19 protein-coding genes and 1 pseudogene are annotated in these 24,734 nt (G+C 66.5%); 9 read left to right on the forward strand and 11 right to left on the reverse strand.

The annotated features are described in order from the left end of the window. The first annotated feature begins 96 nt into the window (after window positions 1-96). The 6 genes from MBA17_RS25120 to MBA17_RS25145 all read left to right on the forward strand — a co-directional run bounded on the left by MBA17_RS25120 (window position 97) and on the right by MBA17_RS25145 (window position 11,863). Window positions 97-2,856, forward strand: coding sequence for a WD40 repeat domain-containing protein (locus tag MBA17_RS25120; protein WP_455432844.1), 2,760 nt, complete (start codon window positions 97-99; stop codon window positions 2,854-2,856). A gap of 604 nt (window positions 2,857-3,460) precedes the next feature. Then, window positions 3,461-3,868 carry a hypothetical protein gene (locus tag MBA17_RS25125; RefSeq protein WP_238499032.1) on the forward strand — a complete coding sequence of 136 codons (408 nt, stop codon included), beginning with the start codon at window positions 3,461-3,463 and terminating at the stop codon, window positions 3,866-3,868. A gap of 7 nt (window positions 3,869-3,875) precedes the next feature. Continuing rightward, entirely contained in the window at window positions 3,876-5,489 is a 1,614-nt protein-coding gene (locus MBA17_RS25130; protein WP_238499033.1) for a tyrosine-type recombinase/integrase, read from the forward strand. A gap of 608 nt (window positions 5,490-6,097) precedes the next feature. Further along, on the forward strand, window positions 6,098-10,606 hold the full coding sequence (locus tag MBA17_RS25135; RefSeq protein WP_238499034.1) for an Ig-like domain-containing protein: 4,509 nt from the start codon (window positions 6,098-6,100) through the stop codon (window positions 10,604-10,606). Window positions 10,607-10,686: 80 nt separating this feature from the next. After that, on the forward strand, window positions 10,687-11,256 hold the full coding sequence (locus MBA17_RS25140; protein ID WP_238499035.1) for a hypothetical protein: 570 nt from the start codon (window positions 10,687-10,689) through the stop codon (window positions 11,254-11,256). Further along, on the forward strand, window positions 11,249-11,863 hold the full coding sequence (locus MBA17_RS25145; RefSeq protein WP_238499036.1) for a hypothetical protein: 615 nt from the start codon (window positions 11,249-11,251) through the stop codon (window positions 11,861-11,863). Before MBA17_RS25140 ends, MBA17_RS25145 begins: the two co-directional genes overlap by 8 nt. A gap of 340 nt (window positions 11,864-12,203) precedes the next feature. Here MBA17_RS25145 and MBA17_RS25150 read toward each other — a convergent pair whose 3' ends face one another. Together MBA17_RS25150 and MBA17_RS25155 are read right to left on the reverse strand one after the other, a co-directional pair. After that, the gene (locus MBA17_RS25150) at window positions 12,204-12,893 is read right to left on the reverse strand and encodes a hypothetical protein (RefSeq protein ID WP_238499037.1); all 690 of its coding nucleotides are present in this window, start codon (window positions 12,891-12,893) and stop codon (window positions 12,204-12,206) included. Next, the gene (locus MBA17_RS25155) at window positions 12,893-13,429 is read right to left on the reverse strand and encodes a hypothetical protein (protein WP_238499038.1); all 537 of its coding nucleotides are present in this window, start codon (window positions 13,427-13,429) and stop codon (window positions 12,893-12,895) included. Before MBA17_RS25155 ends, MBA17_RS25150 begins: the two co-directional genes overlap by 1 nt. An 885-nt stretch (window positions 13,430-14,314) precedes the next feature. On the opposite strand from MBA17_RS25155, the gene MBA17_RS25160 reads away from it, so the two are divergent. Beyond that, window positions 14,315-14,518 carry a glycoside hydrolase family protein gene (locus MBA17_RS25160; RefSeq protein WP_238499039.1) on the forward strand — a complete coding sequence of 68 codons (204 nt, stop codon included), beginning with the start codon at window positions 14,315-14,317 and terminating at the stop codon, window positions 14,516-14,518. A gap of 9 nt (window positions 14,519-14,527) precedes the next feature. Here the strand turns inward: MBA17_RS25160 and MBA17_RS25165 are convergent, their stop codons facing one another. Then, window positions 14,528-16,417 (reverse strand): NACHT domain-containing protein, encoded by a 1,890-nt coding sequence (locus tag MBA17_RS25165; protein ID WP_238499040.1) that lies wholly within the window; start codon window positions 16,415-16,417, stop codon window positions 14,528-14,530. A gap of 110 nt (window positions 16,418-16,527) precedes the next feature. Here MBA17_RS25165 and MBA17_RS49660 point away from each other — a divergent pair, with 110 nt between their 5' ends. Then, complete coding sequence (locus MBA17_RS49660; protein WP_274385949.1) at window positions 16,528-16,656, forward strand: hypothetical protein; 129 nt, start codon at window positions 16,528-16,530, stop codon at window positions 16,654-16,656. 812 nt (window positions 16,657-17,468) lie between these two features. Here MBA17_RS49660 and MBA17_RS49665 read toward each other — a convergent pair. Next, window positions 17,469-17,690, reverse strand: coding sequence for a sigma-70 family RNA polymerase sigma factor family protein (locus tag MBA17_RS49665; protein ID WP_274385950.1), 222 nt, complete (start codon window positions 17,688-17,690; stop codon window positions 17,469-17,471). 180 nt (window positions 17,691-17,870) lie between these two features. Here MBA17_RS49665 and MBA17_RS25175 point away from each other — a divergent pair, with 180 nt between their 5' ends. After that, on the forward strand, window positions 17,871-18,311 hold the full coding sequence (locus MBA17_RS25175; RefSeq protein ID WP_238499055.1) for an enoyl-CoA hydratase-related protein: 441 nt from the start codon (window positions 17,871-17,873) through the stop codon (window positions 18,309-18,311). Window positions 18,312-18,392: 81 nt separating this feature from the next. Here MBA17_RS25175 and MBA17_RS25180 read toward each other — a convergent pair whose 3' ends face one another. From MBA17_RS25180 to MBA17_RS25210, 7 genes and pseudogenes are all read right to left on the reverse strand, one after another. Then, complete coding sequence (locus tag MBA17_RS25180; RefSeq protein WP_238499041.1) at window positions 18,393-19,910, reverse strand: hypothetical protein; 1,518 nt, start codon at window positions 19,908-19,910, stop codon at window positions 18,393-18,395. A 35-nt stretch (window positions 19,911-19,945) separates the two neighbouring features. Further along, window positions 19,946-21,064 carry a 2-oxo acid dehydrogenase subunit E2 gene (locus tag MBA17_RS25185; protein WP_238499042.1) on the reverse strand — a complete coding sequence of 373 codons (1,119 nt, stop codon included), beginning with the start codon at window positions 21,062-21,064 and terminating at the stop codon, window positions 19,946-19,948. Further along, window positions 21,057-22,061 (reverse strand): alpha-ketoacid dehydrogenase subunit beta, encoded by a 1,005-nt coding sequence (locus MBA17_RS25190; RefSeq protein ID WP_238499043.1) that lies wholly within the window; start codon window positions 22,059-22,061, stop codon window positions 21,057-21,059. Before MBA17_RS25190 ends, MBA17_RS25185 begins: the two co-directional genes overlap by 8 nt. Then, complete coding sequence (locus MBA17_RS25195) at window positions 22,052-22,975, reverse strand: thiamine pyrophosphate-dependent dehydrogenase E1 component subunit alpha (protein ID WP_238499044.1); 924 nt, start codon at window positions 22,973-22,975, stop codon at window positions 22,052-22,054. The genes MBA17_RS25190 and MBA17_RS25195 overlap by 10 nt, the downstream gene beginning before the upstream one ends. Next, window positions 22,972-23,208 (reverse strand): acyl carrier protein, encoded by a 237-nt coding sequence (locus MBA17_RS25200; protein ID WP_238499045.1) that lies wholly within the window; start codon window positions 23,206-23,208, stop codon window positions 22,972-22,974. The genes MBA17_RS25195 and MBA17_RS25200 overlap by 4 nt, the downstream gene beginning before the upstream one ends. Further along, window positions 23,195-23,383: pseudogene (locus MBA17_RS25205) on the reverse strand (MbtH family protein); the annotation flags it as partial. The gene MBA17_RS25200 and the pseudogene MBA17_RS25205, both read right to left, overlap by 14 nt. 10 nt (window positions 23,384-23,393) lie before the next feature. Then, entirely contained in the window at window positions 23,394-24,734 is a 1,341-nt protein-coding gene (locus tag MBA17_RS25210; protein WP_238499047.1) for an MFS transporter, read from the reverse strand.

The raw sequence follows: 24,734 nt of genomic DNA on the forward strand, positions 1-24,734 counted from the left end.
GCGGCGGGGGGGGGGGGGGGGGGGGGGGGGGGGGGGGGGGGGCGGCGGGGGGGGGGGGGGGGGGGGCCCCCCCCCCCCCCCCCCCACGACGGGCAGCTGACCCTGCACGGCTACGACCGCTCCGGCGGTGTCGCCTCCGCCGTCCAGGACGCCGCCGAGGACGCCTACCTCAACCTGACCCCACGGCAGCAGCAGACCGCGCAAGGGGTGTTACTGGCGCTGACCCTCATCGGCGCCGACGGGCAGCCCGTGCGGCAGCGCGCGAGCGTCGGCGAGCTGGCCGCCCGCTGCGAGCCGGCTGAGCCCGAGGTGGCCCGGCACGTCGTGACGGCCTTCACCCGCGCCCGGCTGATGGTGACCGGTTCTGTCCCCCCCGCCCCCGCCTCTGGGGGTGCACCGGGCGCGTCCGGCTCCACCGCTGCGGGTGGCGGCGCCTCCTCCTCGGCGGCGGGCGATTCTTCAGCGGAGCTCGCGGACCCGGCGGCGACCGGCACCGTCGAACTCGCCCACGACGTCCTGCTCACCGCCTGGCCGCGCCTGCGCTCCTGGCTGGCCGAAGACCAAGCCGATCGCCGGCTGCACGGCGAGATCTGCCAGGACGCCACCGAATGGGAGCAGACCGGCCAGGATGCGTCGTTCCTGTACCGCGGCACCCGGCTGGAAACGGCCCAGCACGCTGCGGCGAGCTGGCACGCCGACCTCGGCCGCCACCTCACGCTGCCCGAGGCCGCCACCGCCTTCCTTAACGCCAGCACCCGGGCTGTCACCCGCACCCGGCGTCGCCGGCAGGCGCTGTTCTCCGTCCTGGCCGGGCTCCTGGTCATCTCCATCATCACCGCGATAGCCGCCGTGCGCTTCGCCCAGGACGCCGACCGGCAGGCCACCGATGCCGAACGGCGACGACCGGCGGTGTCCAGCCAGTTAGCCGCCGACAGCCAATCCTTGCCCGGCGACCCGGTGACATCGGCGCGCCTGGCAGCGGCGGCATGGGCGATCGCTCCGACCAGCGACGCCCGCACGAGCATGTACGCGGTGGTCAACCAGCCTGCACGAGGCGTCCTGAAAGGCCACACCGGCGCGGTGAACTCGGTGGCGTTCAGCCCTGACGGCAAGCATCTGGCCACCGCCGGTGACGACGAGACGGTGCGGATCTGGAACGCCGACACCGGCGGCCTGATCCGCACCCTCACCGGCTACACCGACCGGGTGAACTCGGTGGCGTTCAGCCCGGACGGCAAGCGCCTAACCACCGTCACCACCGGTGACAAGACGGTGCGGATCTGGAACGCCGACACCGGCGGCCTGATCCGCACCCTCACCCTCACCGGCCAAACCGACTGGGTGAACTCGGTGGCGTTCAGCCCGGACGGCAAGCGCCTAGCCACCGCCGGTGACGACAAGACGGTGCGGATCTGGAACGCCGACACCGGCGGCCTGATCCGCACCCTCACCCTCACCGGCCAAACCGACTGGGTGAGCGCGGTGGCGTTCAGCCCTGACGGTAAGCGCCTAGCCACCGTCACCACCGGTGACAAGACGGTGCGGATCTGGAGCGCCGACACCGGCGGCCTGATCCGCACCCTCACCGGCCACCAGGGCGCCGTGTACGCGGTGGCGTTCGACCCGGACGGCAAGCGCCTGGCCACCGCTGGCTACGACCACACAGTGCGGACCTGGGATGCGGACACCAGCCGCCAAATCGGCTCCCCCCTCACCGGCCACACCAGCCAGGTGAACGAGGTGGCCTTCAGCCCGGACGGCAAGCACCTGGCCAGCGCCGGTGACGACAAGACGGTGCGGATCTGGGACGCGGCTATCGCCCGCCCGATCCGTACTCTCACTGGTGGCACTCGCCCGGTGCGGTCGGTGGCGTTCAGCCCTGACGGCAAGCGCCTAGCCACCGTCACCGCCGGTGACGACAGGACGGTGCGGATCTGGAACGCCGACACCGGCGGCCAGATCAGCACCCTCACCAGCAACAACGACTGGGTGTCCTTGATGGTGTTCAGCCAGGATGGCAAACGCCTGGCCACCGTCGGCGTCTTAAATACGGTCCAGATCTGGGATGTGGCCACCGGCAACCTGGTCCGTACCCTCACCCGCCACACCGGCGATGTGGAGCGTGTGTACGCGGTGGCGTTGAGCCCTGACGGCAAGCGCCTGGTCACCATCACCACCATAAGGGTGCGGCTCTGGGATGTGGCCACCGGCCGCCTAAACGGCGTCGAAGTGGCCTCCATCCGGGTGTTCTCGGGGGCGTTCAGCCCGAACGGCATACACCTGGCCGTCGCCAACAACGGTGATGGGACGGTGCGGATCTGGGATGTGGTCACCCGCGGGACGGTGAGCTGGGAAGCGGACACTGGCTTTCCGGCCCGGAGCCTCCCCGGCCACCAGGGCGTCGTGAACTCGGTGGCGTTCAGCCCTGACGGTAAGCGCCTGGCCAGCGCTGGCGCAGACCAGACGGTGCGGATCTGGGATGCGAACACTGGCGGCCCGATCCGCACCCTCACCGGCCACACCGGCGCGGTGAACTCGGTGGCGTTCGACCCTGACGGCAAGCGCCTGGCCACCGTCGGCGCAGACCAGACGATGCGGATCTGGGATGCGAACACTGGCGGCCCGATCCGCACCCTCACCGGCCACACCGGCGCGGTGAACTCGGTGGCGTTCAGCCCTGACGGCAAGCGCCTGGTCACCGTCGGCGCAGACCAGACGATGCGGATCTGGGACGTCGCCTTGCCACCTGATCTTCTTCGAGCGGTCTGCGACATCGCGGTTCGTTCGTTCACGCGTAAGGAATGGCAGCGGTACATCCCCGATGAGCCATACCGGCCCAGCTGTCCCGCTTCCTGAAAGAACGCTCCAGACCCAGGCAACTGCACGCGGCTCGGCTAACACAGAATTTTCTCATTCCCTGTCACAGATGCCGCTCACGGCAGTTGCCGGTTCTCGTCCAGGAACGCCGCCAGGGCGGCGTCGTCCAGCGCCGAGCTGGTGACGAGGTCGCGGACGGCGATGATGGCCGCCTCGGTGCCGTGACTAAACATCAACGCATCGTAGCGATTATCAATTGTCAATACACGCTGCCGCCACATTCGCAACGTCCGTGTCCGCTTCGTCGCAGTCAAAGACTCAAGGCCGAAGCGTTTTCACATTGTGAGCCCCAGGGCTGAAGGAGTTCTCACATCGTGAGACCGAGGGCGATCAACGGGTTGTGGAAGTCGTCGCGGGCCCAGTGGGTGCCGTCGGCGATGTTGGTGAAGTTGAGCAGGCGTAACGCACCGATCGCGTAGCTGCGTATTCGCCATCGGCGCCCTGCGCCTGACCGGCGCAGCCAACCTTGCTCAGGCCATCCGCCGGCTCTCCCGCGACGCCAGTACTTGAGCGGAATCTGCAGACGATGGGCAGCGGACGGGACTTGACTCCGCCCGTCCAAGATCTCCGCTGGCGCCACAGCGTGGTGGCCGACCTCCTACGTCTGCGCGACCTGTTTGCCGTAAGAATCCCCGGCAGCCAAGTAAGGGCGGTGCCGGATCTGGTCCGGGATCTGGCGGAGGTCCTGGTCCGCGCAGGAATTCTCGATGTGGCCATCCCGGTCATCGACGCTTACGAGCAAGGCGAGGCACACCCCACAGAGGACGTCGTAGCCGAGATCGACGGGCAGCTCCAGCAGATCATCGATCGCGAGCCCCAGGACCGACTGGACTACCTCGAAAGCCTGGCAGCGCAGATCGGACTGCGTTGGAAAGGCAGCGAAAGCAAGCAAGAACAGCAAGAACTGGCCGCTCAACTAGGAGCGACCCCCGAGGACTACGCAGACGCCAAGAAGATCGGTGGTGTCTACCGTGACATACGACTGAGGTGAGTCACACATGACTGGCAACGGCAGCAAGCGATGCAAATGCCGCCAAGATGGCCGCGAGCTCGGCGTAAAGTGCCCCAGACTTCGCCGCAAGGACGGCTCGTGGAACCCTAACCATGGCAGCTGGTACGGGAAGGAAGAGGTGCCCGCCGGGCCTGACAAAAGGCGCGTGTATCTACGTCTGGGTGGCTTCGCAACCGAGACCGACCTGATCGCCGTCTACGAGAAGGCCGGGCGGCTGCTCGACATCCCCGAAGCCGGCCCGCAAGGGCACGAGGCGCGGATGGAGATCCTGGAGATGATCCGGGCCGCACACCGGAAGCAAGCGCGGCTGCCCGAGTACGAAGAGGTCCATCGCAAGTTCAAAGCCGGACAGCCGCTTCAATCGATGACGTTCGGCGAATACTGGCAGCAGTGGGAGGCTCGGCGCCGGCGGCTCGGCGACATCCGCAAGTCCACGCTGCTGGGCTACATGAGCCACCACGACGTGCACATCGGACCGGTGCTGGACGACGTGCACCTGGACCGCATCTTCGCGCCCACCGTCGAGCAGGTTTTCACCCGCATTGACGAGCGGAACGCCCAGATTCTCGCCGACCGCGAGTCGAACGACCCGGAAGTGCGCAAGGCAGCACGCAGCAAGAGACTGACTGGGCCGACAACGAAGCAGCGCATCAAGGCCACGATCCGAACCGTACTCACTGACGCCATGCGGGAGCACTTGGTGTCATTCAACGCTGCGGCGCTGGTGAGTCTGGCTGCCGGCAAGAAGGCGAAGGGCATGGTGTGGACCAAGGCGCGCGTGGAGGCGTTCAACAAGACATTCCAAGAGCGCCTGGCGGCCGTGCGCGCCAACCCTGAACTGCCGTCCACATCGGCCGTAAAGGTGTGGTCGAACACCGATCTACGGCCGTCGCCGGTGATGCTGTGGACGCCCGCCCAGCTCGGGACGTTCCTCGACTATGCAGCAAAGGACCGCCTGTACGCGCTCTATCACCTGGTCGCGTTCCGAGGTCTGAGACGGGGCGAAGCGTGCGGCGTGCGATGGGTAGACCTCGACCTGGACGATCATGTGCTGACCGTGACGAAACAGCTCACGATCGTCGGCCGCCAGGTTGAAGAGGGCGATCCGAAAACAGAGTCCTCCGATGGCGTGGTCGCGCTCGACAAGCAGACTGTGGCCGTACTCCGCATCCACCGCAAGCGGCAACTCACCGAGAAACGGACGGCGGGTGAGGCGTGGCTGGACACTGGTCGGATCTTCACGAGGGAAGACGGGTCAGAGCTGAAGCCGGACTGGGTGAGCGAACAGTTCGAGCGCCTGGCGTTCGCAGCTGGCCTTCCGCCGATCCGTCTTCACGACCTCCGACACGGCGCGGCCACAATGTCTCTGGCGGCCGGGAACGACATGAAGACCACGTCCGCGATGCTGCGGCACGCGAATCTCGCGATCACGTCCGATTTGTACACAACTGTGCTGCCGGGGCTGGCTCACGCGGCAGCAGAAGCGACCGCTGTTCTGGTACCGCGGGCGGTCGCTGTGGGAGACCCGTCCGAAACTGATGGTCTCCCTTCGGTCTCCCCGATCCGCTCTGCCAGTCCATCGGATTTCGAACAGCCGTAGAACGCCCAGGTCAACCACCTACACACACGCGCGCCCTGCAGGATTCGAACCTGCGACCGTCGGATTAGAAGCAAGATCTTTTAGTGCCGCGCCGTGCCGTTCGATGGCAATTCGTGCCTCTTTCACGCGCTTTGCGTGTTCGGAGGTACCGAATGCTGACGGCGCGTGGCGGGGCGTACGAGCACGTAGCGAGCACGGCGGCATCCCGCAGCCCACCCAGCGTGACCCCGGCTAACCGTAAGCACACTCCCGGGTTCGATCGGGCGTGGATGCAGCTTTCGGGCAGGCACGGCAATCGTTGCCATGGCCCTCGGTTGCGGAGGGCTCCGTTCCCGATACTGAAAACGATCTTTGCTTTTAGTTCAGCCCTATGTGATGATCAACCTGTTTTGCTACATACGTTCGAAAGGTCGTGAATGAGCACACGCCGATCAACATCCGGCTTATCCGCCCGGACGCGTCGCTGCGCTGCGCTAGTGGGCACACTGGTGCTCCCCCTCTCGTTGATGGCTGCGCCCGCAAGTGCCCAAGGGCGCACGCCATCCCCCACTGCGGCGATTCAGCCACCTCCCACCAATTCCTCGTCGGGTAAAGCCACACCTACCCAGGTGGACAAGGCGATAGACACCGCTAAGGCAAAAGCCGCCGAGACCGGTAAGCGTGTGCCCTTGCCTTCGCGCGGCACCGAGACCATGAAGGTGTGGGCGAACGCCGACGGCAAGACGCTGCACGCCGAACTGAGCACCGAACCAGTGCAGTTGGAAGTACCCGACAAGAACGGCAAAGAGTCCTGGCAGCCGGTCGACACCACGATTGTGGCTAACGCCGACGGCACTCTGGCGGCCAAGCTGGTCAAGACCCCGCTGACCTTCGGCGGCGAAGGCGCCACCACCCTGGTCACCGCCAAGGACAAGGACGGCACCGTCGCCATCGGCTGGGACCGCAAGCTTCCCAAGCCGACCGTGGACGGCAACACGATCACCTATCCGGATGCCGTGGCCAAGGGCGCCGACCTGGTGCTCATCGCCCGGCCGAACGGATTCAGCCAGGACGTGGTGCTACGCACCCGCCCCCAGGGCCCGGTCAAGGTCAACCTGCCCGTCACCCTGCCCAAGGACCGAACGTACGGCAAGGCCGCCGATGGCAAACCGCAGCTCAAGTCGGCACAAGGTGCCGCGGAGAGCGCCCCGCTGGCGACGCAGGCGATCGATGCCAAGGCCGCCGAGGCACCCGACCAGGGCAAGATCGGCAAAGTGGACACCGCAGTGACCACCGACGCCTCCGGCAAGTCTGCGCTGGTGCTGACCCCCGACGCGGCCTTCCTGGCGGATCCGTCGGTGACCTACCCGGTGATCGTGCCGATGAGCGGCGAATGGATCGGCGCAGGAGACTCCTCCGACACCTTCGTCTCCAGCGTGCAGTACCCCAACTCGGCGACCCTGTTCACGTGGCTGCGGGCAGGGAAGTCGGCCGACGGGGAGCTGTGGCGCACCTACCTGCGGTATGTGATCAACGGCACCGACCTGGACTACGCCACCATTCACGACGCCGACCTGCGATTCTGGAACTACCACGCCAGCGGATGCGGCACCAGCGTGGGCGTGGGCATCGTCGCGCGCCAGCTCACCTCGGCATATGACTACTCCACCTTGACATGGGCCAACCAGCCCTCCAGCACTGGCACCAACGCGGTGGTCGCCCCCGGCGGCTACAGCGCCACGCTCGCAGGCTGCTCCGGCAGCGGCGAGCTATACCACTCGATCCAGCACATCGTGCAGAAGTGGGCGAACGGGACGCAGGACTACGGGTTGATGATCCGCGCCGCCACCGAGGGCGCCGCGGGGGCCAACTGGCGCCAATACCGCTCCGACCAGTACACCGGCAGCGACGGACGCGGCCCGGTCCTATTCGTCGAATACACGCCGGCGCCACGTGCCTCAACCGCGTTCTCAACGCTCAACAAGTTCGACACGCTGCCGACCTATGAGGAGGCGGTCGCCCTTCAGGACTATCAGTCCGACGTGAACGAGACCGGACCGGTCACCGACGGCTTCAGTTCGGTCATCCAGGGCGCTCGTGGCGAGAACGACGCAGTCGAGGCGTACAAGGTAGGTACAGACCAACTCGATGTTCCCGAAGAGGGGAGCCCAGGAGGTGAGGATACCCAGCCACCCAGCCTAAGCGGGGTCACCCCGGAACCCGATACCACGGGTGTGCCCGTCGAGACCACGGTCACGGCCACCTATTCCGAGGTGGTCTCCGGCGCCCAGATCGTGCTGAGGGCACCCGACGGTACACAGGTTGAGGGCGCGGTCACGACGGACGACACCAGCACGGTGGTGACGTTCACTCCCGCGCAGTCGCTGACGGTGGGGACGACGTACTCGGCGACGGCGTCGGATGCGCAGGACATCTGGGACAACGTGGCCGACGATTACACCTGGTTCTTCACCACCGCCAGCGCGGACACGACGCCGCCCGTGGTCATCGCCAAGAATCCGAATGCCGACGTGACTGATGCGCCGGTCGGCACGACGGTCTCCGCGACGTTCAGTGAGCCGGTGAGCGATGCTCAGATCGTCGTTGAGGACGCGGACGGCACCGCCATCGCCGGAGGTGTCACGGTGGCCGGGACGGTCGCCACGTTCACCCCGGCTGAGCCGCTGGCCGTGAACACGGTCCATCACGTCGAAGTGACCGGCGCCAAGGATGGCGCTGAAAATGTGATGACGCCGGTGACCTGGACTTTCACCACTTCGACAGAGACCGAGCCCGTTGACACGACACCACCTGCTGTGGTCAGTGCCACGCCGTCGTCAGGGGCTACCGATGTGGCCGTCGGCACCGCGGTCACCGTGACCTTCAACGAGCCGGTGAACTCAGCCGCGCTCACGCTCAAGGGCACCGCGGGAGCCACGATCCCGGGCACGGCCACCCTGGACGGCCCGGCGACCACGCTCACCTTCACTCCGGCGCAATCGTTCGTCGCCGGTGTCCTCCACACCGTGGAGGTCAGCGGTGCCAGTGACGCGGCAGGCAACGTCATGACCCCGTCGACCTGGACGTTCACCACAGCCGCGCCGCCTCCCGCGCAGCCGGTCAATCCCAATCCGTTCTTCGAGACGACCATCGCCCCGTGGACGTCCTTCTACGAAGTGGATGTGTTGTCGCGCTCGACCGCTCGGGCCCATCAGGGCGTGGCGTCCGCCAAGTTCGTGCCCGAGGAGGACACGTGGGGCTCCGCGATCGAGGAATTCCCGCTTTCCGGCGGCGGTGGGAACTACCGGCTGTCCGGCTGGTTCTACCTCTCGGAGCCCGACCCGTTCGAGGTCGGGTTCGACTACGGGGTGGAATGGTATGACGCCGACTGGGAGTTGCTGTCCACCGACAACCTCACCGGCACGCCGACGGTCGGGCAGTGGCAGCAGGTGTCCGGGATCGTCACCGCTCCCGCCGGGACCGCGTACGCGATCGTCAACGTCGGCGTCGGCACCACGATCTTCATGGACGAGCTTACGCTGACCCCGGTGACCGGAGCAGCGGCGGCGCAGACCACTAAGCAGCCGGCTCCTCAGCGCGCGCGCCGCGGCGCTGTGCTCTCGCTGCACGACCGCGACCAGGCCAGGACGATAGCCAAGGAACGCGCGCCATCGACCCGGGCCGCGGCACAGGCATCGAGCGGCACGTTCAACTACAACCACGCCTCACTCGAGGAGTGCATCACGGCCCACAACGCCACCGGCCAGCAGCCCGGTGACGGAAAACCGGCGAGCGCCAGCCTGCTGGTCCGGCCGTACAGCATGTGCTGGAGCAGTTGGTACTACGTGATGGACTGGATCTGGGTGAGTTCCAGGGGCGCCTTTGTGCGAAAGGCGCTCAAGAACGGTGGGAAGGCCGACGCGCTCGAGTTCCGCGCCACCTGGGTGATCAACTCGTATCTCGGCACGGCCGACGGCACCGGGGTGGTCGGAGGCGGTGGTTACCGACCGCAGGAAGTCTCGGTGTGGACCCGTATCAGCGAGATAACCGCCTACGACGGAAACTCGGCCACCAACGAGGAAAACCAGCGGGTCCTGGAACTGGAGGTCAAGCCGAGCGGGTCGGCGGGCTCCACCTGCACGCCCACAGCCGGGACCGACGTGGACCGCGACGACACCATCACCAAATGGAAGTCAGACGGCGACGACTACTTCCGTTACATCATGGGGGACACCGACAACGACAAGGTCGACGTGTGCACGTTCCGCCCCATCTTGCGAGACGTCCACCAGGAATGGGCCCTCAAGCCCCTCAGGCTCTGGAACCAGATCGCCTACGACAACAGCTCGGGCCAGGTCAAGGGCAAGTGGATCGGCGGCGGCGATCCATCCGACAACGACCCACAGGAACTGCCCTACATCCCGCACGTGCGCTGCGACTGGATGAACCTGGACGCATCGACGTCGGAAGAGACCGCGAGAGCCACGGCCGCCCCGAACGCACCCACCGGCCATCAAGGCGGGTGCATCCATACGCTGGCCAAGCGCATCTTCACCATGAAGGAATCCCGGGACAATCTTAATTTCGGTGAGGTCATCAACCACATCAAGGAGGCGCGGAGCCAGGCGACGAGCAAGGGGACGTTCCCGCCGCTGCGCGACGGCGAGAACTACAAAAACCCGGTGAGCCCTCCGCTCAAGGGGCCGCTCGGCAACGAGAAGCCGAAGGTGATGCGGGGAGACTGGCTAGCCCCCCATCTGACCGAAGCGGCCAAGCCCTTCATCAAGGCGACGGAGGCGCAGCAAAAGACGAACCGGAAGGTGTTCAGCCTAACTAAGGTGGACAATCCACCCAGCGGCTTGTTCCAAGCGGAGGGCCAGTGGTATCAAGGCAGCTGGTGCAAGTACTACTGGAAGAAAGTCTACGACGACGCACCCAGCCCCACGCGGTTGACTGTCAACTGTGACGAGTTCCCGTGGGCATCGTCAACACAGGGTGCCGCGAACGCGAACGGACACTTCTCAATCAAGGCCATATCGGGGCCCCACAACAGGGCCCACGGAACCATGCTAGGAGTGTTCTACACAGGGGAGCGGGTGATACCCGGCGACAGCTTCTGGTATGAGATCATTCCGTAAAAAAAATATAGTGCAGTTGGTGGCCGCCGGCTTTGTCCGGCGGCCACCTCGGCCATCCGATCTCCCGAAATTGGAATATCATGTCAAGTCGTAACAAATTAGATCAATGGTCGTATTTCGAGGAGCGAGGTCTGGCGGAAAGGTTCGAGTGCTCATGGGTCGAGGCGCCCGACTACCGCACGGTGGTCACCGCGCTGCGGGCGAAGGAGGAGACACTCGCCTGTGACCTGAACCAGGCGCGGCGATGGTATCGCTCCTACTCAGAAGAGAACGTTGTGCGGGCGTGGGTGGCCGAGCAGAGCCCGGGCTGGGTCAAGATGTTCACTGTGTCCGGATTGTTCCCGTGGCGAGCCCTCGAGTCGCTCACACAGTCGGGCGGCCGCGCCTACCATCTGCTCTACTACGCGGGCGAAGTCAACGAACCGGTCTATGTCAACGGGGGCGAGTGGGAGGACATCCCCGAGGATCACTGGGACCGTCCCAGACAGGAGGGAGCAGGTCTCATCGGATCCCCTGCCGGCGATGCCCAGGAGATGAACTTCTACCTCGCCGCGCTGGCATACACGACCGGCAGGTTCATCGACGACACCTGGTTCACCACGCCGGGGCTGCTCTGCCGCATCCCGGACGGGGTGTGGCCTCATGGCTGACCAGTGGGAGTTCCTCCTCGGCGCGGGCCTGGGGCGCGGGTTTACCGGCACCTGGGTCGAGTCGGGCGACACCGAGGCCGTGGCCGCACTGCTCGGCGCGGATCTCGCCTCCCGCCAGGACTGCGACCTCGCCACCGCCATGGCCCACTACCAGCCGATGGCCTTCACCGAACGCCTCTGGACCGGCCCCCACGCCGACGGCTGGACCCACGCCCTCACCATCAGCGGCCCACCCCCGGTCACCACCGGCCTGACAGAAGCGGGCCTGCGTTTCCTCCAGATCCGCACCATGGACGCCTACGTCCACGATCTCCTCTACGGCGACGGCGTCACAACCGCCTGGGCGACCCAGCGCTGGTACGGCGAGGTCCTCGCCGACCCCGGCGCCATGATCGAGCCCTACCTCCGGGAAGTCGGCCGGCCGGCGATGCCGGAGGCCGTGCACTCCGGATCCGGAATCACCGAACCAGAGAACCACAACCGGATCTGCCTGGAGACCTATCTTCTCCTCACCGGACGCATGAGCGGCCGCTTCATCAACCGCGAATGGCTAGGCGAGAAAAGAAGCCTCTACACCATCCCATTGCCGCAAATACCGCCAGGCTGAGAACCAGCGCCGCGCCGGTAGACGGGTCGATCCGATCGACGCCTACACGAGCGTGCCGCGCTTGTCTCCGGTGATGGTGTACCGCTCGAATATTGAGTCCGTGGTCTGAGCTTGTGTCGTGCCAATACTCGTGTACTGGCTCTCACCTGGGATGCAAGAGATCGCTACCATTGAAACCCTTCGCACTGCCGCACGTGGGCTAGCCGAAGACGTCCTTCACCAGTCTGGTCATCAGTGTCTTCTGTTTCTTTAGCTAAGCCTTTCAACCTAAGTTGCCAGGCGACTCAAAGCCGAGCTTGCCGAACTCGTCGCCGACTCATGCTCCTGTCACAATTCAGGGCTATATAGTAAAATTGGGGTCTTTGTCGCTCATGTAGATCTTGAAAGCCTCGCGTATCTTCATTCGCAGGCCATTTACCTCAGCGGTACCAGGGATCACGCCGTGCTCCCAATCGCGCCCCTTGTGACTGAGATATTTCTTGACGGTTCCCGAACTAGAGTTAGACACAAAGGTTGGCCTTGCCTTTTCACCCAAATCCGCCCCCAGCCCTTGGAAACTTCGTGCTAGATCAAGCGGCAGGTTTTTAGAATAAAACTTGCATTCGATGGTGAGAATGCAGTAGCGAGCTTTGGGGGCAACGCGTGCGGACCTGCTCAGTTCTGCCTGATCGCGTGCAAGGACAAGCACGTCGCATTCATGAAGCACTCCTGAACGACCCTGAACTTGCACACCCACGTGGACTTCAAGCGCAGGGGCGATAGACCCGAACTCGACCACTGCGTGCGTATAGGCGTGGGCTTTTGAATACAGTTGCCCTGGACTGGTTCTGAAGATCAGGTTGGACGTTTTATTCCCGTCAACGTCTTCGTAGCGCAGCGAAGCCCTGCTCTGAATTGCTACATCGACGACGAGCGCGAAGACATAACCCTCATACAGATCGCCAACCGTCGAGGCGGATCTGTATGAGGTGCTCCGTGCGCCTCGGAGGTGAGTGCGTAGCTCACGGAGAAGATCTTTCTTGGAAGTCATTATCCCAGTCCCTCTTGTAAGGCGCGTACAAGCTGATCGATTTGTTCGCCGTCCGGAAGGATCGGGTCCGGTTGACCCTCCCGAGCAATCACAATTGCCTGCTCACCGCGTGCATTCTCGTCCGGTCGAAACTCCACACTTGCAACCAGGGGATCGGACCTTTGAGCGAGTAGGACAGCCTGCGCCTTGTGCACCTTCGACATATCGACAAAAACGCTCCGAACGGCCTCAAGGATGAGATTCGCTCGCTCCACAGCGTTATACGCGTTAGTTTGAACGTGAGCCTTGGAACTCTCGGTGACTACGGGTTTAGTCAGAAAACCCGTCTCCGACATGCGTTCTTCATCGGGGAACTGGAGGGTCCAGTATTGAGGCTCCCCAGATTGCCGGCTACGCGAAGCCCGTGTGCGCTTCTGGACGCTTACGTCTTCTGGCTTGCCGACCGCGATGGTCTCGTCTACCTGCCGAAGTATCCAGGCGAAACCTTCCTCCGCCAGGAGGTCACGGAGTTGCTGTTCCAGCTCATCGGGAGTCACTGACAGGATCTCCGTTCAGTGGGAATGGGCCATCTTGTCCGCATATAGCGCTGCTGTCGAGGGCACTTGGGCGGCTTTCGAATGCAACGGCAGCCAACGCCGAGCCGAATAACTATGCCGTAGATGAAGGCCGGAGTCAACGATCAGGCGCCTAAGGCTCGCGTCGGCCAAAACATTCGAGCATCTGCACGAACGTGCAGGTCATCGCCGGTGAAGGATCTCCCACACCGTGGGGGCCGCGATCGGGTAACCCAGCCGGGCCAGCTCTCCCTGGATTCTTCTATGCCCCAAGGTCGGGTTCTCCCGCGCCATCCGAACGATCAGTGCCTTGACCGGCCAGCGGGTGCAGGGCTGTCCCGGGCGCCGCCGATCGGTGAAGGTCCACATACGCGCTACGAGGTGGCGATGCCGGCAGGATCGTCGCCGGGGTGACCCGGGAACACTTCCGCCCACCGGCGGCGACGGACCAGCCGCGACAACGCGGCAAGCAGAGCCGGTCGGCGTGATCCCACCGCGGCCGACCTCCGAGTCGCCCGCGGAGCACCTGGTTCTCGTGGCGGAGCACCAGCGGCTCAACGTCCTTCGACAGATCAGAGCGAATCAGAACCGCCAGCAGGGCGAACAAGCCCCTTACCAACAGGTAGGCAAGCGATAACAACACCTCGCGATGGTCGCAGCAGCCGCCCTGATCATCCAGCAAGATCCCAGCTCACAGCAACGAAATCGTGTTCCGAGCGGGACACCGTACCGGCCTCTAGGAACCCCGAATTACGCGGAACGCGGGTCCTGGTGCTACGGAGAGCCCGGCCTCGGCCGCGCCCCATCAGCTGGCCGCAATCACCCTGAGTAACCCCAGCCGGTCGGCTCTCAGCAGAGGACACCGTCGTGCGCGTGCTTACCGACTCGGCCTGTCTCGGCCGGATCACCGACGCCTCGCTGTGCCACAGCTGGGCCGGCCTGCTGACCATCACCAGCGCTATCGCCGACGACAGCGCCGCACCGGACCGATTCATCCGCTCGGTCTCGGCGCGCGGGATCACGTTGTTCAGGGCTTTCAGGCCGCCGCCCGCGCGGATAGTGGCGACGTAGAGCGAGGGGCTATTCCTTGTGGGTCAGCTGTTGTCTCAGGAGATCGTGACGGAAGTAGTACAGGTCGCCAACTTGTCTGAGCACGCCGCGCTGGTAGCCGTCCTCGAGGAACGTGGTCACCCGCCAAGGCAGGCGGCCGGACGCGGCGAGCATGGCGCGGGTCAGGAGCAAACGAAGGCGGGAGGCGGACAGGACGGATACAGCGAGGATGGTCACGAAGGCGGCCAGGGTGAGCGTATCCGGGGAGACGGACGGCCGAGTGACGGCCGTGTGCACGACGGCGATGTCAAGCAGCCCTACCTGCAAGGCGATCAGGCCGCGGGAGAGCGTCACATGGAGCCATAGCGCGGCCCCTAGCGCAATGATCACCCCCTGATCAGCTCTCAGGTCAGCGCCCATCGTGAGAAGACTGAAGATGAAGGCGAAGAGGGCCGATGTCGCGGTCCACGACATTATTTGCCTCGGGGGGGGCGGCTCTCGACGGTCTTGGACGAAAACGTAGACGAAGGTGGCCATGGCCATGGCCGTTCCGAGGAGGGCGCCCCTGGCGGGGCCTGCTGCTACGTCGAAGACCATGCCAGCGCACAGCCCTGACAGGAGACCGAGGATCACGCCGTAGATCCAGGGTGGGACGACGTCGATCAGCCCCGGCGAAGAGATGCCCCGCCGACCAAAGTGTCGGGCCAGGAAGGATAGCCAGTGATGCGCGGCGTCCGGGCGCCAGGCGAGGCTGGGCTGCTCATACGCGCTGGAGCGGCCGGAGCGACTTGGGTAGCCGGATAGGCCGCGCCCGCGGTGGCTGGCTGAGCCGGAGTAGAGCGCTGGCACAAGTTCATTGAGGAGATGGGCCTCAAGATCGCGTCTGGTCGTAAAGGTGAGTAAGTGGTCGGGGTTCGCCGCCCGTTCGGCGTAGGCCGCGCGGGCTAGGGAGAGGGCCAGCGGAGTCGATAAGCCGCGGGCGAGTCCGCTGTCCGGGTTAGCGGCCAGTTCGGCGAACACGTTGGACCATTCAGGCAGCCGGGCGGGTTTCGTGGTGAGGGTCAGGTATACACGGATGGCGGCGGCGTCGAGCGGCTTGATCTCGATAACGGCCGCTGCCGTGAGGACGTCCGCCTGCTGGGAGTCAATGGTGGCTAGGTATTCCGCGGTACGGCTGGTCAGGACAAGGGGATACCTGGCGCTGAAGGCGGCGTTGATCTGGGTGAGAGCCTGCTCCCGTTCGGGGGCGGGCATCTCGTCAAGGCCGTCCAAGATGAGCAGGAGCCGATTTAGAGGAAACGGCTCGGCGGGGTTGTAGTCGTAGTCCTCCACCAGACGGGCGTAGATCCAGCCAATGATGGGCTGGTTGGAGGGAGTCCACGTCGAGAGCCGCAGGATGACGGGGACAGGGCCGGCTTGCTCGCGGGCGGACAGACAGGCTAGGACGAAGCGCATCACCAGCGAAGTTTTGCCGGCTCCGGGTTCACCGAGCACGACCAAGCGCGTCCGGGGGAGTTTGGTGTGAACCGTGTCATAGAGGTCGTCCAGGCTGCCGTCGAGGTCGATGGGCAGTTCATTACCACCGATGACCCGCCAGTGGTCGCTGACCGGCGGGCCAACCGTACGCCAGGAGACGGGCAGAGGCTCCGGATCCAAGAGACGCCGCCGCAGTTCCTCCGACTTCCATACCTGCTCCACCTTGACGGCCAGCCGCTCGGCACGCTCCGTTACAGTGTCTGCCCCGGGCTCGGCCACGTCCAACGTACCGAGATCGCCCCTGCGCTTGGCCCGCTGTCGTAACCAGCCGATCATCGCCGCTGAGGCGACGAGGGCGGTGACGACGAAGCTAAAAATGCTGGCCCATTGGTCGGCGTACTCGCGGCCCTGAGAGGCGAATAACACGACCACGGCGATGGCCACGAATGGCACGAGGATGGACGTGGCGACCAATGCCCACCAGTACCACCCGCGAAAATCCGAGTCTAAGCGCGCCACGCCAGCCGACACTACTAGTAGAGGCACGGGAAGCGGTGCTGGACTTCATCGAGCACGGCACACGGAGACTGCATCTGGCCGGAGTAACCGCGCACCCGACCGTGGCATGGACGGTGGACCAGGCCCGCAACCTGGTCATGGATTTGGGTGACCGCATCGCGTGACCGACCTCAACGACCTGCGATCCATCCGCCGAAAACCCGTCGCCACAGGCACGATCAACGAATACCAACACGCCGCGTAACCGCAGGTCAGGTCACGTAACTCAATATTCGAGCGGCACACGCTCGACGTGGACGAGGCCAACGGGCTGATCCAAGCTGTCGGCGCGGGGCTGGTCGCAATACAACCCGATGGAGTGTTCCAGCTCGCCGGTGCGGCACCCGGCAAAGGACCTTACAACCTGTTCTCAAGAGGTCCGGCCCCGATACTCAATCGCGAATACCTGGTGCAGATCACGGCCTTCTCCGAGTTGGTAATCGAGCACCGCTGGCCGGCACAGCTGGTGGCGTTCGAGTACGACGCGTTCGATCTGGCGACCTTTGACCAGACTGGACGGCCAGTGGTGGTAGCAGAGGCCAAGCGCGACACCGCGTCGCTGGACCGCATGCTCGACAGAATGCGTGGCGCGACGATTGCCGGGTCACAGCGCCGATGGATACAACACAGCGTAAAACCGCCGCGCTGTCGAGGCTCGGTGCGACGCTGTTCTGGGCAGTGGCGCCGGGCGTGCGACGCGCCTGCGACATCGAGATCGATGGGGACAGCGTGCCTCAGCTCAGTCCTCGCGAGACCCTGCTGGCAGGGCCACGTCCTCGTGCAGCAGCGCGGCGCGTCGAGGTCTGGCGTTCCCCCAACTCCACGAACCGGCGCAGCAGCAGCCGCTCGTAGTCGATCAGGGGGCGTTGCGGCGTTCCGGCACCCGTCCGCAGCGACGACCCGGGCGCGCTGCAGGGAGCTGTTGACGGCCGCGACGCTAGCGTCGAGCAGGCCTGCGGCGACGGCGCTCCAGCACAGCACCTCGCGTGATGAGTACGGCCCGCTGGGTGGGCGGCAGCAGTTGCAGCGCCGCTATGAAGGCCAGCGCCACCTCCTCAGGCCGTTCGGCGACGAGGGCGGAATCGAGCTTGTTGAGCAGCGCGTCGGGGTACTGCAGGTGGGCGACCTCGGTATGCGCGACCGGCAACCGTTCGCGCATGCTGAGGTCGCCTGTACTCGGTGCACTTGCCACGGTCCTCGACGCGTCTGCAACAGCTCTCCTCGTCATGGAAACCATCACGCCGGGCGACCTTCATGAGTTCGAAGTCTCGTCCGGCGGCCCCCGCGTAAACCCCTCATCGCCGCCGTCGAGGGCTTCGCCCTGGCCGGCGGTCTGGAGATCGCACTCGCCTGCGACCTCATCGTGGCGGCGGGCGACGCCAGGATCGGCATCCCCGAGGTGCGGCGGGGGCTCGTCGCCGACGGCGGGGCGTTGCTGCGGCTGCCCGAGCGGCTCCCCCGGAACATCGCGATGGAGCTGGCGCTGACCGGCGGCGAGATGCCGGTGCGGCGGCTGCACGACCTCGGACTGATCAACATCGTGACGGCGCCGGGCGGCGCGCTCGCCGCCGCGACGGACCTGGCGGCGACCATCGCCAACAACAGCCCGCTGGGCGTGGCCGCCAGCAAGGACGTCCTCGTACGGGCCGCCACCTGGCCGGATGACGAGAAGTGGGAACGCAAGGCCAGGCTGGTCGAGCACGTGTGGTCCTCCGCCGACGCCCGCGAGGGCGCACGAGCGTTCGCCGAACGTCGCCCGCCCACCTTCACCGGCACCTGATCCACCCGCCGTCCCGGGAATGACCGGCTCAGGATGGTGCGGCCGTGCCTGAAGAGCCCTGATCCGCGTGTCACGGCGGGCTCAGGACGGGTGCAGCCGGACGCCGTCGAGGTCCTCCGCCGTCTTGGCGAGGAAGTCGAGTGCCGGCGCGTTCCGCCCGGTCTCCCTGTTCAGGAAGGTGACGGTCGCGCAGTCGCGATCACGTGCCAGCCGTACGATCCGGTCCAGCACCTCCTGTTCGACGCCCTTGCCGAGCACCGGGCAGGAGACCAGGAACACGTCCACGGTGCATGTGCCGTCGCGGAAGTCGAGCCCGACGGCGGCCCCGGTGCCGTAGTCGCCCAGGCGGTCGCGGACCTTCGCCAGGTGGATCTCGCCGGTGCCCGAGCGCAGGCGGCCGGCCAGGTCGTGCTCCTCCCTGACGACGCCGAGGGTGAAGTCCTTGGTGCGCAGGAGCATGTCCGTGACCTCGCCGAGCGACCCCGCGTCCGCCTGCCGCCAGCTGAGTTCGACGCCGAGGTTCGCGACGTACTCCTGGAGTGACGGCGCGGCCCGGCCGGGCGCGCTCGCCGTGGACGGCACGCCCGGAGCGCCACCGAAAGTCACCGGCGCCCGGTCGAAGACGCCGCTCACGGCGAGCAGCGACTCCCAGTGGTCCGGATTCTCGCCGAGCGCGACGACCGGGCAGGGGCCTGGATCGGCATGGGCGGAGCCCGCGGTCACCAGGACCATGTGGTCGTTATATATCCCCAATTCCTCGGCTAGATCGTCGAGTTGCGCACTGAGCGGCCGGTCGTCGACAGCCCAACCGTCGACCATCGGCGGCCACGACCCGCCGAAGGCCGCGCCCACCGCGGCCCAGCAGCCGGCCATCCCGCCCGACCCGCGCACGGCGATCCGCACGCCGCACCGCCGCAACGCCCGCATCGCCGGCCCGAGAACATCGGCGCTCGCACCGCGATCCCCCGCCGGTGCCAGGCTGTCGGCGTCGAGCACCACCGCGCGGGTCACCCCTCCGTGGCGGACCCGCAACACCGCCGAGAGCTGCCTGCCCAGCGCGGCGAAGACCTCCTCGGTGTAGGGAATCCTGGCGTGCCTGAACAGCGCGGGATGGTGGGCCCGCCGTACCCCGACCTCGCGGACCGCCGACTCGGCGTCGGCGAGGTGGACGTTGGGGATGCCGGACAGTTGAGCCCGCACCGTCTCCCTGGCCGCGACGGCGGCGGCCATCCGGCCCGCGGCGGTGCCGTGGTCGCCGACCCCGAGCGTCACCCACCCGGGTAGGGCGGGCAGCACGAACACCAGCGACGTGCCCCACCGCCGGACCGCGTCCAGCGCGACTCCGGCCAGGTCGGCCAGGTCGGCCAGGTCATCCGGCGCGTCCTCGAAACGAGGGAGGACGATCAGCACGTCCGGCCGGGCCCGCGCGGTCTCGCTCCGGTCGTCCAGGCACTGCCGCGCTATCTGGTTGAGCGGCCCGACGGTCATCGCGGCGGGCAGCCCTGCCTCGTGCGCGCCCACGCCCAGGTAGGGCACCAGCGGGTCGGCGGTATAGGTGGCGAGGAGCGCGATCCGCAGCGCGGCGGGCGTCGAGCTCATCGTCTTCCATCGCCTGCGGAGTTCCAGCGGCGTCGTCACTGGGCACCGCCCGCCTCGGAGAGGTGGCCCGGCGACTCCAGCACGCCTTTGAGTCGTTGAAGGAAGACCACCGCCTGGCGCCCGTTGATCGCGCGATGGTCGAAAGTGAGACCCAGGTGCGCGCATCGGCGCCGGTACACCGAACCGTCCTCCGCCACGGCCGGCTCGTCCATGGTGGCGCCGAGCGACAGGATGCAGGTGTGCCCCGGGAAGATGATCGACTGGGCGAGCAGCACGCCGTCGTCGTTGTTCAGTGACACCACGATCGAGGCGCCGGTCAGGTCCTGGTCGTGGAAGTCGCCGCGGAGCGCCTTGATCCGGAAGTCCAGCATCATGTCGGCGATGGCGTCGAGCGTCAGCTCCGCGGCTCCGGGGATGACCGGGATGTACAGCCCCTTGCCGGTGTCCACGGTGACGCCGACGCCTCCCGTGTCGGTGAGGATCAGGTCCGTACCGGACAGCGTGGCGAAGAACGCGGGAAACTCGGCGCGCAGCCCGGCGACACCCTTGACGACGAGCTCGGGCAACCCGACCGGGTCGCCACAGCGCTCGGCGACCCGGCGGGCCAGCTCGATCGCCTCCCCCACCTCGACCTTGACGACCGTGAAGGCAGCAGGAATGTCACGGTGTGACGCGGTCACGACGTCCGCCACGGCCTTCTGCAGCCTGCTGAGCGGCTGCCTCGTGGGACCCCCGGCGGCGTCGAGCAGGCTGCGGACGTCCGCGCCCTTGATCACCGCCTTGTCCAGCGCACGCAGCCGATCCTCGGTGATGCCGTGTTGCGCCATCAAGGTTCTGGCGGCCTCGGTGACGATCAGCGGAGCGTTCTCCGCCGCCTCCGGATCGGCCGTCTGACCGGCGCGGAACCGCTGGAGATCCGCCTCGCTGGGAAACAGGTGGCCGATCACGTCGCCGGGACCGCACTGGTCGTCGACCGAGGCGACGCGGTGCAGGATTCCGCCCTCGTCGCACTCCAGGTCGTGGGTGGCCTTGGAGGTCTCGACCAGTGCCACGACCTCGCCCGGCGGGATCCGCGCGCCGTCGTCGAACAGCCATTCCACCAGGATGTAACCGTCGTCGTTGTTGTTGTACTTGGGAACAGCGATGTCAGGCATGATCCGCCTCTCTCAGGGCCGCGCGAATCGTGTCGTCCTGTACCAGGACCCGGCGCTCCAGATGGGCGGCGGTCGGAATCACCGAGTCGGCCGAGTGCACCAGCCGGATCGGGTGGCGCAGCCGTCCCCACAGTCTGGGGTAGATCTCCTGTGCGAGTTCGGCGCCCCACGTCCCGCCGGCGGTGCTCTCCTCGACCACGATGATCTGCCGGGCCCCGGCCAGGATCGGCAGCAGCGGGTCGAGGGTGAAGGGGTACAGCCGGGACGGCACCAGGAGCAGGCTGCTCGACTCGTCCTCCAGGAATGCCGCGCGCATCGCGGTCAGGGCCCGGTGGGTCATGCCACCCGGCGCGATGATCACGTTGTCGTACTCGTCGGGCCTCTCCAGGTAGACGCGGGCGACCGGTGTCTCGGCGCCGACGAAGTCGTAGCGGAAGAGGTCGTCGATCCTACCGTCCTGGAACATCCGCTGGGTGTACAGGACCTTGTCCTCGAACAGGATCGCCGGTGTGCCCGCGGCCAGCATCTCGGCCAGGACCCGCGCGTTGTCATGGAAGGGGGAGAGTTCGTGGAGCGCCAGGTTCGGGACTCCCAGGAAGTGTTTCTGCAGCGACTGGCTGTGCGTCGGCCCGTACCCTCGGTTGCCCCCGACCGGGCAGCGGACGATGAGACGCAACGGCACCCGCCGGCCGTACATCGTGACGGACTTGCTCGCGAAGTTGACGATCTGGTCGAAGGCGAGCGCGGCGAAGTCGCCGAACATGATCTCGACGATCGCCTTGTCGCCGGCCAGGGCCAGCCCGCCCGCCGCGCCGACGATGGCGCCCTCACTCAGCGGCGTCGCCAGGACCCTGCCGGGGAAGCGCGTCGACAGCCCTCTGGTCACCTTGAACGCGCCGCCGTAGGGATCTGTGATGTCCTCGCCGAGCACGAAGACGTCCTCGTCCGCGGCGAGCAGGTCGAGCAGGGCGCTGTTCAAGTTCTCCGCTACGCGCACGGTGACTCCCAGGCTGACGCGGGCCGCGCGGCGACCTCGTGGATGATCTGGGCGACCCGATCCCGCTGGCGGCGGTCGGCGGGCGCGAACTGCTCGGGGTGGTCCTCGGCGTATAACCGGTACCAGTCGTGCCGGGCCGCCTCCTCGATGAGCGGCCGGTCCCGGCTGTCGTCGCCCTTGCTGTGCGGGCCGACCCGGTAGGTATCGAACTCGACGACGGCAGGTTCGCGCCGGTGGCGCACCTCCTCGACCAGTGGGGTGAGGAGCTCGCGGATGGCGTTCACATCGGCCCCGGCGATCCGCTGGTGGCGGATGCCGAACGCCTGGGCGCGGCCCGCGATGGTGCCCGCCATCTGGTCCTCGGTGCGTGTCGACTGGGCGATCCTGTTGTGCTCGACCACGACGAGCAGTGGCAGGCTCCACAGCCGGGCGAGGTTCAGGGCTTCGTACACCGCGCCCTCGCCCCAGGTGCCGTCCCCGATGTAGGCGGCGGCGAGCAGCGGGTCGCCGCCGCGTCGCAGGTGCAGCGCGACCCCGGCGGCGACGGGGAGGCTCTGCCCCTGGACACCGGTGGACAGATAGGTGCCCCGGAGGATGTGCTGGCTGCCACCGACGCCGTTGCAGACGGCGCCCTGCCTCCCCATGATCTCGGCGAGCAGGCCGTGCGCGTCGCCGAAGCGCGACAGGTAGTGGCCGTGCCCCCGGTGGTTGCTGAAGACGTGGTCCCCGTCGACGAGCAACGGTCCCAGGGCGACCGGGATGTACTCCTGGCCGAGGCAGGTGTGCGTGGTGCCGTTGAGCTTGCCCTGCTCGAACAGATCCAGCAGACCCAGCTCGAAGTGCCGGATCAGCAGCATGGTGTCGAGATCCGCCGCCGCGAGCCGGGACAGGCGCCGCTCGGTGGTGACCGTCATGAGGTCACCGTCCCGACGCCCTTGCGGGCGAGGATCTCCCGGATGTGCCCGACGGACTTGAACGACCTGATCTCCTCGCGGGAGAACGACAGTCCGTAAGCCTCCTCCAGCGTCACCACGAGCTGGACGTGCCGCAGGCTCGTCCAGCCGCCCAGCGTCGCCGGGGTGGCGTCGTCGACGACCTCACCGGCGTCCGTCTCCAGCACCTCAGCCACAATCTCAGCGAATTCCACTGTTCCCCTCCCTCAGGCCGCGCGGCCGCATGTCCTGCCAGACCTCCCGGATGTGGGCCAGGCAGTCGTCCTTGCTCCCGGTCATCCCGGCGTCGTGCCAGCCGGCGGCATTCTCCCGGTCGACCGGCCAGATCGAGTACTGCTCCTCGTCGTTGACGACGACTCTGTACACGGGGTCTCTCCTCTCAGTTGTGGGTGAGCGCGGTTTCCGGCATCACCGTGTCGTGGTCGGGAACCGTCGCCTCGACGTCCCTGATGGTCCGTACGGCGAAGCCGGCCACCGCGACCCCGAGCCCCAGCACGCCGGTGACCACGAAGATCAGTGCCATGCCGGCGCCCGGCCCGGTGCCCACCAGCCCGCCGAACACCCCGGCCAGCGCCCCGCCGTCGTTCATCGCGGGTTCGAGGACGAAGTCGGCCAGTGGCCCCGCGAGCCCCAGCGCGATCGGTGTCGCCAGGTTCTCCATCAGGCTGCGGGCCGCGAACACGCGTCCCTGGACGGCCGGGTCGACCTTCTGCTGCCAGATGGCCTGCCCGTAGCCGGTGATGATCGGCAAGGCGGACCAGGCGCACAGCCACCCGATGGCCCAGACCAGCACCGAGTCGCCCAGCCCGAGCAGGATCCGGCCGAACAGGCTGAAGACGACGATCCCCAGGAGGATCCTGGTCATCTTCCTTTCCGTGGGGCGCAGCACGCTGATCAGAATCGCGCCGGCGACCCCTCCGACCGCACCCACGGACTGCACGATGCCCACCGTCGTCGAGTCGTCGCCGGTCCGCGCCATGATCATCGGAATCAGCAGCGTCCAGCCCATCAGGCCGAGAAGCATGATCGACAAGACCACGCTCTGCAGGCCGAGCAGACCGGGCCTGCGCAGGATGTAGCGGAAGCCGTACAGTGAGTCGCGCCACATGCCGGTTCCGGTCTCGCCCTCGCCCTGTGGCCGCTGGGGCATGGCGACCAGGAACACCGTGCCGATGGCGACGAGGTAGGTCAACAGGTCGAGGAAGAGGACCACTTTGAGGTCGGTGACGAGCAGCAGGGTGCCCGCCACCGAGGGCGCGAAGATGGCCGGCACCGACTGCGAGAGCGACATCATCGCGTTGGCCTTGGGGAAGTGTCCCTTCTCCATCATCAGCGAGATGGTCGCGCCGTAGGCCGGCGCCTGGAACGCCAGGAAGATCCCGGTGAGCAGGTTGACGAGGTAGAGGTGCCACACCTGCGCCGATCCGGTGAAGAGCAGGCCCAGCACGATCATGGTGGTGAGCACCGAGCCGAGGTCGCTGAGCACGACGATCAGCCTGCGGTTCCACCGGTCGATCAGCGATCCCGCGATCGGGCTGAACAGGGCGGTGGAGAGGAAGGCGCAGAACGTCATCAGGGCGAGATCGGTCGCGTGACCGGTCATCTGCCAGGCCCAGATGCTGAGCGCGAAGTTCGTCATCCGGGTGCCCAGCGTGGACATAACCTGGCCGAACCAGATGACGACGAACGCGGGGAATCCGGACGGTCTCTTGACCGGCAT

Origin of the sequence: Dolomitihabitans soli, from assembly GCF_022213955.1 — a bacterium.
Classification (GTDB): domain Bacteria; phylum Actinomycetota; class Actinomycetes; order Streptosporangiales; family Streptosporangiaceae; genus Streptosporangium_A; species Streptosporangium_A soli.